Below are 17,173 nucleotides of genomic sequence, written 5' to 3'. Positions count from 1 at the left end.
ACGAGAGCAGACCGGCCGAACGGTGGTCCGGTCGGTGGCCCGGACCGGGTCCGGCGGTGCCGGCGGCGGTGCAGGCACGGAACTCATGCTCGCCCACGGCAATCGAGCTGCGATCATCGGTGAGTTCCGGGCCTGCCTGCCGTCGTTCGTCTGTCCGGATTGGCGCCTACCACCGGTCGTGCGCTCCGGCAGGCCGGTCAGGAAGGCGCTCTGGCCATCTCAGCAGCCGATGCGAGCCGAGCCCCACGCGATGTCGTCGAACCAGAGGCGGTCGGCGCCCTCACCGTAGCTCTCCCAGCCCAGGCGCAGGTCGGTCAGGTTGGGGTGCCAGTTGGCCCGGGCGAGCCACTGCCGATCCACGTCGGCGGTGGGCACTCCGTCCACGCGCAGGCCCGCCACCTCGCTGCCATCTGTCCAGGTCTGCACCTGGCCCGCGGGCCCGTCGACCCGGATCTCCACGCACACCCAGCGGTCGACCGGCAGCGGGCGGCTGAGCGCCACCCCGGTCGGGCTCTGCTCGGGCAGGGTCGCGTCGTCGGACTGGCGGTTCCACTGCAGGGCGGCGTTCTGGCCGCCGACGCGCAGGTCCCGGTTGCCGTCGGCGGCGTCGCGCATGGCCAGGAAGGTCACGTGTGCCGACGGCAGTGCGGTGGTGTGCCTGACGTAGAACCGGCCGTACCAGACACCGCCGAGCGCGCTGAAGTCACGGGTCGACTTCAGGAACACGTGGTTGCAGTAGCCGGCGGTGCCGTCGACGCGAACCGACCGGCTGCCCGACCTGGCGACGGTGGTGTCGACAACGGCAGACCCGGTGCCCTGGCAGTCGGGGTAGGCCAGCGTCCACGCGCCCGACGGCACAGTGCCGGTCTGGTCCTCGAAGCCGTCGCACCACAGCGCGCCGGTGCAGCCGGCCGGCGGCGGCCCGGACGGCGACGGGCTCGCCGACGGGCTGGCCGACGGTCGGGGGGAGGCGCTCGGCGACGGTGACGTGCTGCGCGACGGGCTCACCGACGGGCTGGGTGAGCTGCTGCGCGATGGGCTGGGCGAAGCGGAGCTGGGCACCGGCGACGGGGTCGCCCCGCAGGGCGCGCCGTTGACGGTGAAAGCGGTCGGCGCGGTGTTGTTGCCCGCCCAGGTGCCCTGCATGCCGAACTCCAGCGAGGCCCCGGGCGCCAGGTCGCCGTTGTAGGCGGCGTTGACCGCGGTGACGGCGGTGCCGGACTGGGTGACGGAGGCGTTCCAGGCGTTGGTGATCTTCTGGTCGCCGGGCCAGGTCCAGCCGACAGTCCAGCCGTGGATGGCGGTGTCGCCGGCGGTGAGCTTGACGTAACCGACGAAGCCGCCGGTCCACTGGTCGGCACGGTAGCTGACCTGGCAGGCGGCGGCCGCGCCGGCTGGGGGTGGGGCGGCGGCGACGGCTCCGATGCCGGCGGTGACCGTGGCGAGGACGGCGGCGGCGGACGCGCGCCATCGTGCGGACAGGTGCATGGAAGATCCTTCCGGGAGGCCGTGCGGCAACGGCCGCGACGGCGAGGGTGCGCTGTGGACCAGCCGACGCCCGGTGCGTGGCTGGGGCAGGACAGCTCCCGGCTCCCGGATCCGCGTCGCCGCACCCACGGCGAGCAGATCTGATGGATGAGTGTAAATGTCAGGACGGGCGGCGTCCAGCGATGCTTTATCCACTTTCGTGTGATCATGAGCATCGACGGGGTGCCGTCACCACTACAGGGTGTTGCACGGCCCGGAGTACTTGGCCGGGTCCTTCTCCGCCATCGTCAGGATGTCCACCCTCAATCGCACGTTCTTGAACAACTTGCTCTTCATCCAGGCGAGATCGTCCGGGGTCAACTGCCCGCGTTCGGCCGCCGTCGGGCACAGCCTCGGCGCGAACCGGAACGGCACGTTCCCGTTGCGCAGCAGCTGCACCCCGGTGCTCCCGCCCGTGGTGACGTCGAATGCCAGGTCGAAGGAGTACGGCCGGCGCAGACTGCCCACCTTCACGGTGAAGTCCCGCTCCTCGCCCGGGGCGATTTTGACGGTCCTGCCGTTGAAGTACGGCACCGTCGCGGTGCCGTTGGACGACTCCTCGTAGGCCAGTGGCGTGTCGGCGTCGGCGGTGAACGTCAGCGCGACGAACTCGCCTCCCGCGCCGCCCTCGTTGTTCATGATGTACGCCATGGCCAGTGGCATGCACTCCTCGGCGATGTTCACGAGCCGCACATTGGTGATGGTCACCGGCTCTGTGCCGGAGTTGCGCACGAGGAACATCGCGCGGGCCCCGCCGAGCAGGAACAGGCCGTCGGTCCAGGCGTCCTGCAGCGACCACTCGGGAGTGCGTCCCGTGCTGAGCAGCTGGGGATACTTCTGCAGCGTCGCCTCGGTCAGCGCGTAGTTGAAGCCGGTGCCGTTGGTGAGCTCGGTGATCTTGAAGGTCAGCGGAGTGGCGGTCTGCTCCTGGACGTTCCTGGCCGGCAGTGGGCACGCCGCGGCTTCGCCGGCGGCCGATGCCGCCGCGCTGCCCGACCCGTTCGGCTGCACCGGGGCCGGGTCCGACGGCGTCCCGCAGCCGACGGTGACCGCCGCGGTGAGCGCGGCTGCCGACAGCAGTGCCGCTGCCCGTCGGCTGCGCTGGGATGCTCGCATCGTCATGCTCCTTCTCCGCAGTCTGCGAGGGGCTCTTGGCTTCCCCGGATGTAGCCGAGCGCGCCCGTCGTGTCGGCCGGGTTCAGCTCGGCCCGGGTCAGGTCCAGGCCGTGGCTGGTGAGCGCCCAGACGTTGGTGGTCTCGGCGAATACGACGTACACGCCGAAGGACGCGCTCTGCTCCTTGCGTTGGATCGATTGCGGTGACCGTGCGAAGACCCGGAAGGTGACCTCGGCACACGGCGGGATGTCCCCGACGTCCACGCCGCGGACGCCGGCGACGCCGTCGTCGCCGATCAGCGGGAGGAACGGTGTGACGGACCTGACCGGCACCGGCGACCGGTTGGAGACCAGGATGTCCAGGCCTCGTGGCCGTACGCTGCTGGCGTCGTCGCCGACCTGGATCCACGTCGACACCCGGGAGGCGTAGATCCGCAGCTGCCGCTGCCGCTCGAAGTTGTTGAGCTCGGTCTGCAGCTCGTTGACCCGGCGCTGGTCCTGGAGCGTCAGCGCGGTGACGACCAGCGCGAGGACGGACACGATGAGTGCCACACCGGTGATGTACAGGTTGACGCGCTCAGGACTGTAAAGGTGCGGGGGAATCTGTCGCGGAGGCGGCGACGGTGCCGCGGGTGGTGGAGGCGCTACGGGTTCTTCCGCGTCGCTCGCGTGGCGGACGCTTCACGCACCGGCATTTGGCGAATGATTCCGGCCGCGACTGCGGAGGACCACGCCCCTGTCGCATTGGCGACTGTGCATGCGGGCTGGTGGTCGGCGCTTGCCGCCGATGCGGCAACCACGCTCGGCCGATACGGTCGGTCCCCGCGGGTGGCCCGGCCGGTGCGGGAGGCCGGTCGGCCGGCGGCCGCCGTCGTTGGCGCGGCCCGCGCTGACCCGTCGGTCGCGTCGTGTGGATTGTCGGATGGCTGAACGTCAGTCTCCCGCCGGCAGGCTTCGCCGTCTCCCGCTCGGGTTCGGCGGCCTCGGCGGGTCGGCACGTGATGAGCCTTCACAACGGCGAGGGAGTCTGTTTAACTGTCTGCACTGGACGGGAGAGCGCTCTCCGATCAACCGGAACAGGGAGGAGGTGAAGGCACGTACGCCCTCATGTCGTGGCCGGCTCGGCCGCTCACGACAAGCAGCCCGGTGGTGGCCAACGGCTTGCGGCACCTCTCGACTTCGGCGAGACGACATGTGTCCGATGCCGACCACACGACAGCAGGGCGACCGTTCGGCACTCTCTCTGTCGAGCGGATGCGGCGCTACCAAACGAGTCGTAACCCAGTCTGAGGCCCACCGTGCCATGGTGCGGCTGACAGCTCACGGACCAGACGTGATCGGCGCACGTCTTCATTGTTCTCTCTACAGGAGAGGTGCAACCGATCATGTTCCTTCGCAGAGTGCTGCTCTGTGTCACCATCGTGCTGGCCGGCGTCGGCTTCAACGCCGTCCCCGCGCAGGCCGCCCCCGACTTCTCGGTGCTGATCTTCAGCAAGACCGCGGGTTTCCGGCATGACTCGATCCCGGTGGGCATCACCGCGATCCAGCAGCTCGGCACGGCCAACAACTTCGCGGTCGAGGCTACCGAGGACGCCACCCAGTTCAACGACGCCAACCTGGCCAGATTCAAGGCCGTGATCTGGCTGTCCACCACCGGCGACGTGCTCGACGCCACCCAGCAGGCCGCGTTCGAGCGCTACGTCCGCGCCGGCGGCGGGTACGTCGGCGTGCACGCCGCGTCCGACACCGAGTACGACTGGCCCTGGTACGGCAGCCTGGTGGGCGCCTACTTCGCCAGCCACCCGGCGATCCAGCCGGTCACGGTGCGCATCGAGGACACGGCCCACCCGTCCACCGCGGGCCTGCCGACGAACTGGAACCGCACCGACGAGCTGTACAACTACCGCACCAACCCGCGCTCGACGGTGCACGTGCTGGCCAACCTGGACGAGTCCACGTACACCGGCGGCAGCATGGGTGCAGACCACCCGATCTCGTGGTGCCGCGCCTACGACGGCGGACGCTCGTGGTACACCGGCCTCGGACACACCCAGGAGAGCTTCAGCGAGGCCAACTTCCGCACCCACCTGCTCGGCGGCATCCGCTACGCGGCCCAGGGCACCGGGAACTGCACGGTCGGCGGCCCCCCGCCGGTCGGCACGTTCAACCAGGTGACGCTGGCCAAGGGCGCGGCCGAGACGGGCGAGCCGATGGGTCTGACCGTGCTGCCGAACCGGGGTGTGCTGCACACCTCCCGCGACGGTGTCGTCCGGTACACCGACGTCAACGGCAACACCAAGGTCGCGCTGACCCTTCAGGTCTACACCCACGACGAGGAGGGTCTGCAGAGCATCAAGGCCGACCCGAATTTCGCCAGCAACCGGTGGGTGTACCTCTACTACGCGCCCCCGCTGAGCACCCCGGGCGGCGACGCGCCGACGACCGGCACCGCGGCACAGTTCGCCCCGTTCAACGGGTCCAACAAGCTGGCCCGGTTCACGGTGCGCGACGACAACACGATCGACCCGGCGTCGCAGGTCACCATCCTCGACGTGCCGACCAGCCGGGGGCAGTGCTGCCACGTCGGCGGTGACATCGACTTCGACGCGGCCGGCAACCTGTACCTGTCGACCGGCGACGACACCAACCCGTTCGACTCGGGCGGCTCCGCGCCGATCGACGAGCGGGCCGACCGCAACCCGGCGTTCGACGCGCAGCGCACCGCGAGCAACAGCAACGACCTGCGGGGCAAGGTCCTGCGGATCAAGCCGGGAGCCACCGGTGGTTACACCATCCCGGCCGGCAACATGTTCGCGCCGGGCACGCCGAACACCAAGCCCGAGGTGTACGCCATGGGCTTCCGCAACCCGTTCCGGATGAGCGTGGACAAGGCCACCGGGGTCGTCTACCTCGGTGACTACGGCCCCGACGGCGGCGCCGACCCGAACCGCGGACCGGCGGGCACGGTGGCGTTCGAGCGGATCACGCAGCCGGGCAACTTCGGCTGGCCCTACTGCTCGAACTACAACACCCCTTACCACGAGTACACGTTCCCCAGCGGTCCGTCGGCCGGCCTGTTCAACTGTGCGGGCGGCCCGACGAACAACTCGCGCAACAACACGGGCATCACCACCCTGCCGCCGTCGCAGGCCGCCTGGCTGCCCTACGGCGGTGCCGGACCCTGGCGGCCCGAGCTGGGCGGCGGCGGCCCGATGGGCGGCCCGGTCTACAACTTCAACCCGGCGCTGGTCTCCGACGTGAAGTTCCCGGCCTCCTACAACGGCAAGGCCATCCTCGGCGAGTTCACCAGCCGCTGGATCAAGGCGGCCACGATCAACGCCAACGGCACCGCCGGCGCGATCGACCCGATCCCGTGGTCCGGGACCGCGATCATGGACCTGGAGTTCGGACCGGACGGCGCCCTGTACGTGCTCGACTACGGCACGACCTGGTTCGGTGGCGACGCCAACTCGGCCGTCTACCGCATCGAGTACAACAGCGGCGGCAACCGGGCGCCGATCGCCCAGGCCGCGGCGAATCCGTCCACCGGCGCGGCGCCGCTGACCGTGCAGTTCAGCTCGGCGGGCAGCAACGACCCGGACGGCGACGCGATCACGTACGCCTGGGACTTCACCAGCAACGGGAGCACCGACTCGACCGCGGCCAACCCGACGTTCACGTACGCGGCCAACGGCGAGTACACCGCGACCCTGACGGTCCGGGACACCGGCGGCCGGATCTCGACGGCGAGCGTCGTCGTCGGCGTCGGCCGGGCGGGGATCCAGATCGTCATCCCGGGCAACGGCACCGTTTTCCAGTTCGGTGACCTGGTGCCCTACGAGATCCGGGTCACCGATCCGAACGTCGGCACCGTCGACTGCAACCGGGTCGTGCTCAACTACGTCCTCGGCCACGACAGCCACGGACACCCCATCACCAGCAAGACCGGATGCACCGGCTCGATCCAGACCACGGTCGACGGTGAGCACGACGCGGCCGCGAACATCTTCGGGGTGCTCGCAGCGGTCTACACCCCGCCCACCGGCGTCGCCGTCCAGGCCCAGCACCAGCTGCAGCCCAGGACGCGGCAGGCCGAGCACTACAACACGATGAACGGTGTCCAGATCGCCGCCAAGGCCAGCGCGCACGGCGGCAACGCCGTCGGCTACATCGAGAACGGCGACTGGATCTCCTTCACGCCGTACAACCTGACCGGCGTCACCGGGTTCAAGGCGCGGGTCGCCTCGGCCGGTGTCGGCGGCACGCTGACCGTGCGGGTCGGCTCGCCCACCGGCACGGTCGTGTCCACGGTGCCGGTCGCGCCGACCGGCGGCTGGGAGACCTGGGTCGACGTGACCGGCACGGTGACCGTGCCGGCCGGAACGCAACAGCTGTACCTGGTGTTCACCGGCGCCGCCACCGGCTCGCTGTTCGACATCGACGACTTCACGTTCACCGCCGGCGGCACCCAGCCGCCGACGGGGACCAACCTCGCGCTGAACCGTCCGGCGACGGCGTCGAGTGTCGAGGGGGCCTACACGGCGTCGGCGGCGGTCGACGGTTCGCTGACCACCCGGTGGGGCAGCGCGTTCGCCGACCCGCAGTGGATCCAGGTGGACCTCGGTCAGTCGTATGCGATCAACCGGGTCAAGTTGACCTGGGAGGCCGCGTACGGCTCGGCGTACCAGATCCAGACGTCGGCCGACGGCACGACCTGGACCACGGCACGCACGGTCACCGGCGGTGACGGCGGCGTCGACGACAACACGGGGCTCACGGCCACCGGCCGGTACGTGCGGATCAACGGCACGGCCCGGGGCACCGCGTGGGGCTACTCGCTGTTCGAGTTCGAGGTCTACGGTGACGGCACCCCGCCGCCGCCCACGAACAACCTCGCGCTGAACCGGCCGGCCACCGCATCCAGCGTGGAAGGCGCGTTCGTGGCGTCGGCGGCGGTCGACGGCTCGCTGACCACCCGGTGGGGCAGCGCGTTCGCCGACCCGCAGTGGATCCAGGTCGACCTGGGCCAGTCGTACGCGATCAACCGGGTGAAGCTGACCTGGGAGGCCGCGTACGGCTCGGCGTACCAGATCCAGACCTCGGCCAACGGCACGACCTGGACGACGGTACGTTCGGTCACCGGCGGCAACGGCGGGGTCGACGACAACACGGCGCTCGGGGCCACCGGCCGGTACGTGCGGATCAACGGCACGGCCCGGGGCACCGCATACGGTTACTCGCTGTTCGAGTTCGAGGTCTACAGCTGACCGCGTAGGCCGCCTGCGCCGGGCGCGGAGGACCGCTCAGGTCCTCCGCGCTCGGCGGTGCTCAGTGACAGTGCGGTTCTCCGACCAGGGCGGCGCACCATTCGGCGGCGGATTCGGTGGCCGCCGAGCCCGGCCACCGTGGCAGTTCATGTGCGCCGTCGAGCGCATGACCGAGCGCGGCAGCGGTGGCGGAGACGTCGAACGGGTCAACGCCCAAGGTGTAGGGGTGCAGCTCGTCATATACGCCCGCATTCACCGAGAGCACGACCGGGGCCGTCGGGTTCACCAGCAGCGATTCCTTGGCAACCAGGTTGAGCCCGTCGAAAGTCGGGTTCACCAGGGTCGCGCAGGCCAGCTGGAGTGCGGCGACGACCCGGTGCTGGGTGTTGTCGCCGGGTTCGGCGTACAGCAGAGTCACCGGCTCGGGACCGTCCCCGCCATGCCGCGCGTTGATGCGCGCGGCGATCGCCGCGCACGTCTGCTCATACCTGCGGTGCCGCTCGGTGGGCCGGCGAACGCCGGAGAGCAGCGCGCAGTGCCAGACACCGCGAGCCAGTTCCGGCCGGCCCGCCAGCAGCCGCTCGTACGCCAGCAGACCACCCGCGACGTTCTTCCACAGATCCATGCGCTCCGCGCGCACCAGCAAGCGCCGCCCTTCCGCCTGCGCGGTGAGCCGGTCGCGCCACCGCACGGTCAGCGGGTCGGCGGCCAGCCGTTGCAGCGTGGCGGCGTCGGCCGGTCCGGGGGCGGCCACCACCCGAGTTCGCCGCCCTCGGTGGACGACGTGGTCGCCGGCGACATGGGCCTCTGGCAGGTCGCGGGCGCAGCAGGACAGGAACGCCCGCGCCCAGCGGCGAGCGTGGAAGCCGACGACGTCGCACGCGAGCAGGCTGTCGAGGATCGCGGTGCGTACGCGGCCGGGCAGCAACGCGAAATTGTCGGCATCGCACCACGGCGTCTGATGGAAGTAGACGACGGGGCCTGGACGCGCCGGCCGCAGCTCGCGTAGACGTCCACCGACGAGCAGGAACTGGTGGTCGTTGACCAGGAGCAGGTCGGCCGGGTCGGCAAGGTCGTGCATACGTGTGGCGACCTCGAGATTGACCTTCTGATACCCGCCCCACGCGTCCCAGATCGCCGGGTCGGAAATCGGTGTGGCGAGGGGATCATGTAGGTAGTGCATCAGCCACTGCAGCACCTCTATCGACATCCTGTCGTGCTGCGCGGCCGAATGCGCATCGACGCGGTGTCCGTGGAGGGTCGTGGTGGTCCCGGCCATGGCGACGGCGGTCGAGTCGGCGTGATCGCCGTTTCCGACATACACCCAGTGACCCCCGTGGTGGCGCATCAGCGCGGCGACCATGGGCACCAGTCCACCGGGCGAGACCGGCACGAGTTGTGGCGATTGCCCGGCCGTTGCCTGTACCGCGCTATTGCTACACGTCACGATGCGCATGGGCCATGACGCTAGCTGGCGTCGGTCACGCCCGATCGGATGGTGGATCTGACGTTTCCTCGACTGTTCAATCAGGATCCGTTGACAGTCCTTATATTGCTGACATGCCTGCTGTCTCCGCTGTGCTCTCCGGCGCTGGGATCTCCCGCGGAAGTCCGGCGAACCTGCCATTGGGCGACGAGTTCCACGACGCCCTTCTTCACGGTTGCTTCGACGCCGCGAGCGCGATCACCCGTGGCGCCGTCACGACGCTCGGACTGGACCTGCTCATGTCCGGAGGCAGGCGCAACATTCTGGGCTGCATCGAGGACTGCCTCGACTCCGGCACGGTCGCAGCAGTGCTCGACTGCATGCGGGTGCGGTTGCCCACGGAGGAGCATCTGCTGTGCGCGATGCTGGCGGCACGAGGCGTGCTGCAACTGACCTTGAACTTCGACAACGGCATAGAGCTGGCATACGCGCTGCTCACGGGGCGGGCCCAGCTTCCGCGGGACGTGCCGGCCGACTATGCGCGGGCGCTGGCCCGGTGGCGGGAGGCGATGCCGGCTGCGCCGCCGCTGCGCGTGATGGCTACACCGCGGGACTTCGCGTCGCGTGGCGTCGGGCACCGGCCACTGCTGGTGAAGTTGCGCGGGTCGGTGGATGTCGGCGCCGATGGCACCGTGGTGCCGCTGCGGCCGACCATGGAGGATCTGGAGTGCACGCTGCTCGACGACGACCGCCGTGAGGCGCTGTCCGAGGCGGTGACGGGCGGACGCCTCCTGGTGATCGGGCATTCGGGCAGGGACCTGGACGTCTTCGAGACGCTGGAGGCGATGCTCCGGCCGGACGGGTTCGACTGGATCGCACCACAGCTCGATGACAAAGTCGCGGCGCGGCTGAGTGCAGTCGACCCGCAGCAGCCCCGGCTGGGCACGGCTCGGCACGTGCTGCGGGCAGAGCTGGGTGAGCTGCCGGATTGGCCGTCGGTCGCGGTCGCCGGTTCGCCGTTCTCGCAGCGGTTCGCCACCTGGTGGCGCTGTGTGCCGCAGCTTGCCGCAGCGGAGGCATACGGGTGGATGCTGTCGGAGGCGGGCCACCACGGCGAAGCCGTGCTGGTGCTACGAGCCGTCGCGGCCGGCACCTCGCGTCGGCCCGCGTCGGCCCGGGTGCGGCTGCGGCTGGCCGACGCGCTCGCGCGCCGGGGCGGCCGGGAGGATCTCGCCGAGGCGGCCGTGCTTTACGCCAAGACGTCGCGCGGCCGGAGTACGCCTGCGGGCCTGCGGGCTTACGCGATCACGCGCGGGCTCGAGTGCCGGGCCGACCGAGCACCGACCGTGCCGGTCCTGCTGGCGGCTGCGGCGAGCGGCGTCGGCGCGGCCGTGTTCGCGCAGTCCGGCCACGGTCGGCTCCGGGTGATGATCCGGGTGCTGGCCGGCATCGGCCACGTCGCGGTGCGGTGCACCGAAGCGGGGCTGGAGCGAGGGCTCTCGCGCTCGGGCCGCTCGTCGACTGTGCTGGTGGCGCGGGCTGCTGCCCGGGTGCTGGAATCAGCGTGGCGGAGGTCGATGCTGGCCGGCACCGTCACCCGGCAGTCTGATCTCGAACTGTTGCGCCTGCGAGCCGACCTCCTGCTGGCGCTGCTGCGCGGCACACCGCCGGCGCCGGACGCTTCCGCGCGGCTGGCCGGTGTGGAACGCGCGTACGCGCATCGCGGGAACCGGTCCGGGGTGGTCGAGGTGCGGCTGACCAGGGCGTTGATGCTGCTGGCCGCGCGGGACGCGAGCGGGTTCACGCTGGCGATACATGCTGTCGGAGATCCGACCGGAGCCGAGTTGCGTCCCCGTACCGCGTCCGAGGTAGTCAGCCTGCGGACGTGGGCGAGCAGGCTGGAGATGATGTCCGATTCGGATCATCCCGGTATTGTGCGCGCCACTGCGGTGGGCCACGCTTGAGTGCGGTGGCAACGGGCATGGACCGATAGGCGGGGGACTCGCGATGGCCTGGTTCTGGCGCAAACGACGCCGCGCTGCGGCGGCCGCGGTGCCCGCGCCTACCGAACCGATGGTCAATCGCAAGCTCGAACTGGAGCTGCTGCGTGACCACATGGAGACCGTCGGCGGTGGGCGCGGGCACGCCGTGCTGCTGCTGGGCGACTCGGGAGTGGGCAAGTCCCGGCTGGTCGCCGAGCTGGTGCGAGAATCCGAGCAGCTGCAGATGGTGGCGATCCTGTCGCGCGGCCTGGGCCGCGGCGCGGAGCCGCTGCTGCCGGTGAAGGACGCGCTGCGGGAATACCTGGGGACCACCCCGGACAAGGTGCGCCGGACCCTGCTCAGTGCGGCTCCCCGGCTGCTGGATTCGATCCCGTTCATCGGGGCGTTCCTCGGCAAGATCGGTGAGACGCTGGTCGACAGCAGGTCGTTGTACGGGGCGAGCCTCGACGGAATCTACGAGGAGCTGTCCCGGGTGCTGCTCGGCGTCTCGGAGCGGCACGGGCTGTGCTTCGTGGTGGAGGACCTGCACGACGCCGACCAGGACACGCTGTACTTCGTGAACTATCTGCTCGGCAAGATCCGCGGGCGGAGGGTGCTCGTGCTGATGACGGCGCAGTCCGAGCAGTTGCGCGAAGCGCCGAACCTGCAGCTGCTGACCGCGCGGTGGAGCGCTGAGGGCCTGGCCGCGCTGACCGTGACGCCGCTCGAGCGCGCGCACGTCGGAGAGTACGTGCGATCGGTGCTCGCGTTGGGCGGCGAGCCCGACGAAGGGCTGATCGACCAGGTGTTCCGTCTCACCGGCGGCAACCCGTTCTACCTCAAGGAGACCCTGCACATCCTCTCCGGCACAGGCGGAGACGGCGCCATCGCCGATGACGCCGTGCTGAAGCTGCCGCCCGGGCTGGACGCGGTGGTTCGCCAGCGGCTCGCGCGCGCCGACGCGGACGTGCGCGAACTGCTCGACGCCGCCGCCGTGGTCGCCGACGGATCTCAAGACATCGAGGCGGTGCTCCATGTCATGGAAGCGCCGATGGGCAAGGCGGTCCGGCTCTTGCGCAGGGCCTGTGAGCTGGGCATCCTCCAGGAGGGCCCAGCGGGGGAAATCAGCTTCGTGCACGGCATCATGCGAAACGCGGTCTACGGCGAGCTCGGTGCGGCAGCCCGCAAGTACCTGCACTCGCGGGCCGCGGAGTGGTTCGACGAGCGCGCCCAGCCGGCGAGCGCGGCGGGTCATTTCGAGCGCGCTGGACGCACGGCGGATATGGTACGAACGGCGCTGCAGGCGGCTGCCCACGCGGAGCAGCAAGGTCTCTACCACTCCGCGCTGTTTCACTACCAGAAGGCGCGTCCGCACATGGCAATCGAGGAGATAGGCCCCCGGCTCGGCCGGGCCCTGATCACACTGGGCGATTGGGCCGGCGCCGACGAGGTCATCCGGTTGCTGCCGGCTGACGACAGCGGCACCTGCCTGCTGCGCTCGCAGCTGTGCTTCGTGCGCGGCGATTTCGAGGGCTCCCTGGCCGCAGCCCGTACGGCGTTGGCCGACCCGGACGTGGACCGGGTCGCGGTGCTGCACCGCATCGGCGACATCGAGCTCTACCTCGGCAACTTCGACGATGCTCGGCAGTACGCCGAGCAGGCGCAGGCCGCGGCCGACGGCGCGCCGATCCCGAGCGCGCTGCTCTGCGCGCTGCTCGGCGCGATCTCCTACTTCCGCGACGAGCTGGACGCCGCCGAGACGTACTACCGCCGGGGCCTCGATCTCATCGCGGCGCTGCCCGAACAGCAGCAGGACGCGCTGATCGAGACGATGCTCCGGGGCAACCTGGCGAACGTCGCGCTGACCAGAGGGGATCTCGTCACCGCGACGGAGATCCACGCTGCCGCGCTGAAGAAGCGCCGGGAGGTCGCCGACGTCCGCGGCGCGCTGCACAGCATGCACGCGCTGGGCATGTGCCATCTGCGCGCCGGTGACACCGCCGCCGCGGTGGAGCTGTTCGAGCAGACCGAGCAGCTGGCGGCGAGCCTGGGCGAGACGCTGGAGCGGGCCAAGGTCGCGCAGACCAGGGGATTGCTGGCGCTGGAGCAGGGTGAGGTCGAGCAGGCCTATGACCTGATCCGCGGTGCGCTCGACTCGTTCGGGCAGTCGCAGTGCCGCTACGACATCACCCATGCCCGCGTCGCGCTGAGCATGGCGGCGGCAGCGGCGGGTCGGGAGCGGGAGGCAGTGGAGCTGGGCGCGCTCGCTCGCGCGGATGTCGCGGCGCACGGCTACGGACTGCTGCGGCGGATGTACCCGGAGACGGTGTTCTCGCTCGCTGAGCGGATCGGGGGTTCGCTCACGGCATACGCGTGCGGTGACGCGCTCGGCCTGCCGTACGAGACCTACCCTCCGGAAGGCCCGTCGGGCGCGAGCACCGAAGAGATCGAAACGGTGCACGCCCGCGAAGGATGGGAGGTCGGCTCCACCTCCGACGACACCGCGCTGACCCTGCTGGTCGGGGAGTATCTGCTGAACACCGGTGGCGATGGCGGCGCGGAAGGGTTCCTCGCGTTGCTGGGCGAGCGCGCCGGCGAGATCAAGGGCCTGGGCCCGTCGACCACGAAGGCGGTGGAACACTTCGCCGAGACCGGCCAGATCGCCCAGGACCAGGCCGGTAACACCAACGGCGCCGCGATGCGCGCCCTGCCGGTCGGCTGGACGGTTGGCATCGGCGACCGGGCGCGGCTGCAGGAGCGCGTCGCCGAGTTGAGCCGGCCCACGCACCGCAGTCCGGACGCGCTGGTCGCCGCATGCGTGATCGCCGAGTGCGGCGCGTGGGCCGCGGAGGGCGCGTCACGATCGCTGCTGATGGAGATCGCGACCGAAGCCGCCGCGCAGGCGACGCAGGCGTACGAGGCCACCACCTCGGTCTCGGACGCGCTGGCCCGGGTGGCCGACGGCACGTGGACCGTGCCGGACCACGGGCCGAGCATGGACCCGGCCGAGACGGTCAGCGCCGTGCTGTACTGCGTGCACACCGGGCAGCCGTTGCGGGAGGCGATCGTCACGGCGATCGGGCTGGGTGGCGACGCCGACACCGTCGCGGCCATGACCGGCGGTCTGCTCGGCGCGGCGTACACCCGCGAGCAGGTCATGGCGCAGCTGCCCTATGCGTCGGAGTTGAAGATCCCGGACGGCGACCGCACCGCGGCACTGGCTGAAGGGCTGGTCGCGCTGCGGCAAGCAGGCCGCTGAGCAATGGGCGCCGAGGTCCGGCTCCTCGGATTGAACGACCTGCATGGCCACCTGACCGGTCGCGGGCTGGCCTACACCGACCCGTACACCGGCCGGACCGGCCCGGTCGGCGGGGTCGCGACTCTGGCCGCGATGATCCGGCAGCGCCGGCGCGCGTACCCGAACCCCACGTTCGTGGTGCACTCCGGCGACATGACCGGCGGCAGCCCCGCCGAAGCCGCACTGCTGCGCGACGAGCCGGTCATCCGGGTGCTCAACCAGCTCGGAATGCTGGTCGGCACGCCGGGCAACCACGAGTTCGGGGCAGGGCTCGGCGAGTTCCTGCGCCTGGTGCGCGGCGGGAACGGCTTCGAGGGCCAGAACTTCCCCTTGGTCAGCGCCAACATCATGCACCGACCCACCGGCCGCACCCTGTTCCCGCCGTACCTGGTGACCGCCGTCGGCGGCATCAAGATCGGGTTCATCGGCGCGACGGTCTGGTTCACGCCTCTGCTGACCAGCCCGGGGACCGTGGACGACTTGGACTTCCTCGACGAGGTGGACGCGGTGCGCGCCTGCCTGCCCGAACTCCGCGCACAGGGCGTGCACGCGATCGTGTTGCTGCTCCACGAGGGCGGCCACCAGCAGACGCTTCCCGGCGGCACGGTTTCCGCCCGGGTCAATGAGATCGCCGCGAGTCTGCCCGAGGTCGGTGTCGTGATGGCGGCGCACACCCACCACAGCATCCACACGTACGTCGGGAACACACTGGTCATGCAAGCCGCACCGTTCGGTCGGGCGTTCTGCGACGTGCGGATCACGCTGGACCCGCGCACCGGACGGATCGCCACCGCAGACGGCGAGCTGGTGCCCGTATGGGCCGACGGGGCGGCAGCGCCCGACGTCGCCGCCATCGTCGACGACGCCCTCGCCGCGACCGCCGAGGTGACCGGCCGCGTGGTCGCCGTCAGCTCGCGGCGCCTGGTGTCCGGCCGCGACGGTGGAGCCACGCATGCCGGGGAGTCGCCGCTGGGCAACCTGCTCGCCGACGCGATGAGGGCCACCACCGGTGCGGACGTGGCGTTCACCAACCCCGGCGGCATGCGCGCCGCCATCCCCGCCGGCGCGGTCACCTGGGGCGACCTGTTCGGCGTGCTGCCGTCGGGCAACGACGTGATTTCCTGCACGCTGACCGGCGCGCAGCTCTGGGAGTTGCTGGCGCAGCAGCGCCGTCACCGGTTCCGGCGCAACCTGGCGGTGTCCGGGCTGCACTACCGCTACCGCCCGCACGACGAGCACGGCGGCGAGGTGATCGAGATCCGCCTAGGCCCTGCGGGGCAGCGGGGCAAGCTGATCCGGCCCGATGCGAACGAACGCTACCGGGTCGCGGTGAACAGCTTCCTCGCCGCCGGCGGCGACGGCTACCGGGCACTGCTGGGCGGCGCCGAGGTGGTCGGACACGGATCCGAGCTCGGCGCCCTGGTCGAGTATGTCGCCACGCTGCCGTCGCCGTTCGACGCGGCGATCGAGGACCGGATCGTCTGCGACCGGGTCGCGAAGATCATCTGATCGGAGCGCCTGCGGTCCGGGCTCCGTCAGGAGTCCGGACCGCAGAGGCTCCGCGGTGCCGCTCAGGGCCGTAGTGCGGTGACGGCGGCCGCCGCGGCCTGCGCGATGAGCGCGTCGTCGTACTTGGCGTCCTGCTCATCGCGGCTGGACAGGACGGCCAGGACGATGGGGGCGCCGTCGGCCGGCCAGATGACGGCGATGTCGTTGCGGGTGCCGTAGGCGGCGGCTCCGGTCTTGTCGCCGACCTGCCAGCCCGCCGGGATGCCGGCGCGGATGAGCTTGGCGCCGGTGGTGTTGCCGCGCAGCCAGTCGTTGAGCACGGTGCGGTCGTCGTCGGCCAGACCGTCGCCGAGGGCATAGGCGCGCAGGTCGGTGGCCAGCGCGCGGGGGGTGCTGGTGTCGCGGGTGTCGCCGGGGGAGGCCTGGTTGAGTTCGGTCTCGTGGCGGGCGGCGTCGGTGGTGCGGTCGCCGATCTCGCGGAGCGACCGCTCGAAGCCGTCGGGGCCACCGAGGTGGTCCAGCAGCAGGTTGCCGGCGGTGTTGTCGCTGTAGCGCACCGCGGCGTCGGCGATCTCACGCAGGCTCATGCCGGTCTGGACGCGCTTGTCGGTGACGGGCGAGTAGGTGACCAGGTCGGCGTCGGTGTAGTGGACGACGCGGTCGAGTTGCTCGGCGGTCGTGCTGTCCAGCACCGCCGCGGCGGCCAGGGCCTTGTAGGTGGAGGCGTAGGCGAAGCGCTCGTCGGCGCGGTGCTCGACGGTGCGGCCGGTGCCGGTGTCGACCGCGTACACCCCCAGCCGGGCGTCGAACCGGGTCTCCAGGTCCGCGAAGGCGGCGACGGCCGAGGGCGCCGCAGCGCCGGGCGTGGGGATGGTGGGGGTGGTGGGCGTGTTGGTTGTGCAGCCGCTGAGGATGAGGCAGGTGAGCGTGGCGGCCGCAGCGGTCCGCCGCACAGAGATGATCATGTTGGTGCCTTCCCTCGTGTCGTGTCTGCGCCGATCCGGGGACGCCGGACGCCAAAGCCGCCAGGTTCGGGCGACAGCGTTCCC

The 17,173-nt window shown here is 70.8% G+C and carries 9 protein-coding genes; 4 read left to right on the top strand and 5 right to left on the bottom strand.

Annotated elements, in window-relative coordinates:
* Nucleotides 1–219: 219 nt before the first annotated feature.
* The 3 genes from HAV39_RS36665 to HAV39_RS36655 form a co-directional block, all read right to left on the bottom strand.
* Nucleotides 220–1,488, bottom strand: coding sequence for a cellulose-binding domain-containing protein (locus tag HAV39_RS36665; protein WP_191843759.1), 1,269 nt, complete (start codon nt 1,486–1,488; stop codon nt 220–222).
* Between the two features lie 234 nt (nt 1,489–1,722).
* Nucleotides 1,723–2,643 (bottom strand): hypothetical protein, encoded by a 921-nt coding sequence (locus HAV39_RS36660; RefSeq protein ID WP_191843758.1) that lies wholly within the window; start codon nt 2,641–2,643, stop codon nt 1,723–1,725.
* Between the two features lie 2 nt (nt 2,644–2,645).
* Nucleotides 2,646–3,194 carry a hypothetical protein gene (locus HAV39_RS36655; RefSeq protein WP_191843757.1) on the bottom strand — a complete coding sequence of 183 codons (549 nt, stop codon included), beginning with the start codon at nt 3,192–3,194 and terminating at the stop codon, nt 2,646–2,648.
* Nucleotides 3,195–4,027: 833 nt separating this feature from the next.
* Between HAV39_RS36655 and HAV39_RS36650 the strand changes: the two genes are divergently transcribed.
* Nucleotides 4,028–7,909: a ThuA domain-containing protein gene (locus HAV39_RS36650; protein WP_191843756.1), complete on the top strand. Its 3,882-nt coding sequence runs from the start codon at nt 4,028–4,030 to the stop codon at nt 7,907–7,909.
* A 61-nt stretch (nt 7,910–7,970) separates the two neighbouring features.
* Here the strand turns inward: HAV39_RS36650 and HAV39_RS36645 are convergent, their stop codons facing one another.
* On the bottom strand, nt 7,971–9,365 hold the full coding sequence (locus HAV39_RS36645) for a trehalose-6-phosphate synthase (RefSeq protein ID WP_191843755.1): 1,395 nt from the start codon (nt 9,363–9,365) through the stop codon (nt 7,971–7,973).
* Between the two features lie 170 nt (nt 9,366–9,535).
* Between HAV39_RS36645 and HAV39_RS36640 the strand changes: the two genes are divergently transcribed.
* From HAV39_RS36640 to HAV39_RS36630, 3 genes are read left to right on the top strand one after another with little or no spacing between them, the layout of a single operon-like run.
* Nucleotides 9,536–11,299, top strand: coding sequence for a hypothetical protein (locus HAV39_RS36640; protein WP_191843754.1), 1,764 nt, complete (start codon nt 9,536–9,538; stop codon nt 11,297–11,299).
* A 43-nt stretch (nt 11,300–11,342) separates the two neighbouring features.
* Entirely contained in the window at nt 11,343–14,576 is a 3,234-nt protein-coding gene (locus HAV39_RS36635) for an ATP-binding protein (protein ID WP_191843753.1), read from the top strand.
* A 30-nt stretch (nt 14,577–14,606) separates the two neighbouring features.
* On the top strand, nt 14,607–16,124 hold the full coding sequence (locus tag HAV39_RS36630; protein WP_191843752.1) for a bifunctional metallophosphatase/5'-nucleotidase: 1,518 nt from the start codon (nt 14,607–14,609) through the stop codon (nt 16,122–16,124).
* A 62-nt stretch (nt 16,125–16,186) separates the two neighbouring features.
* On the opposite strand, the gene bla is transcribed toward HAV39_RS36630, so the two are convergent.
* Entirely contained in the window at nt 16,187–17,089 is a 903-nt protein-coding gene (gene bla, locus HAV39_RS36625; protein WP_191843751.1) for a class A beta-lactamase, read from the bottom strand.
* Nucleotides 17,090–17,173: the final 84 nt, after the last annotated feature.

The sequence above is a fragment of the Catellatospora chokoriensis genome (assembly GCF_011297315.1).
Classification (GTDB): domain Bacteria; phylum Actinomycetota; class Actinomycetes; order Mycobacteriales; family Micromonosporaceae; genus Catellatospora; species Catellatospora citrea.
The sequence above is the reverse complement of the archived record's forward strand: the minus strand, read 5'-3'. Positions and strand labels throughout refer to the sequence as shown.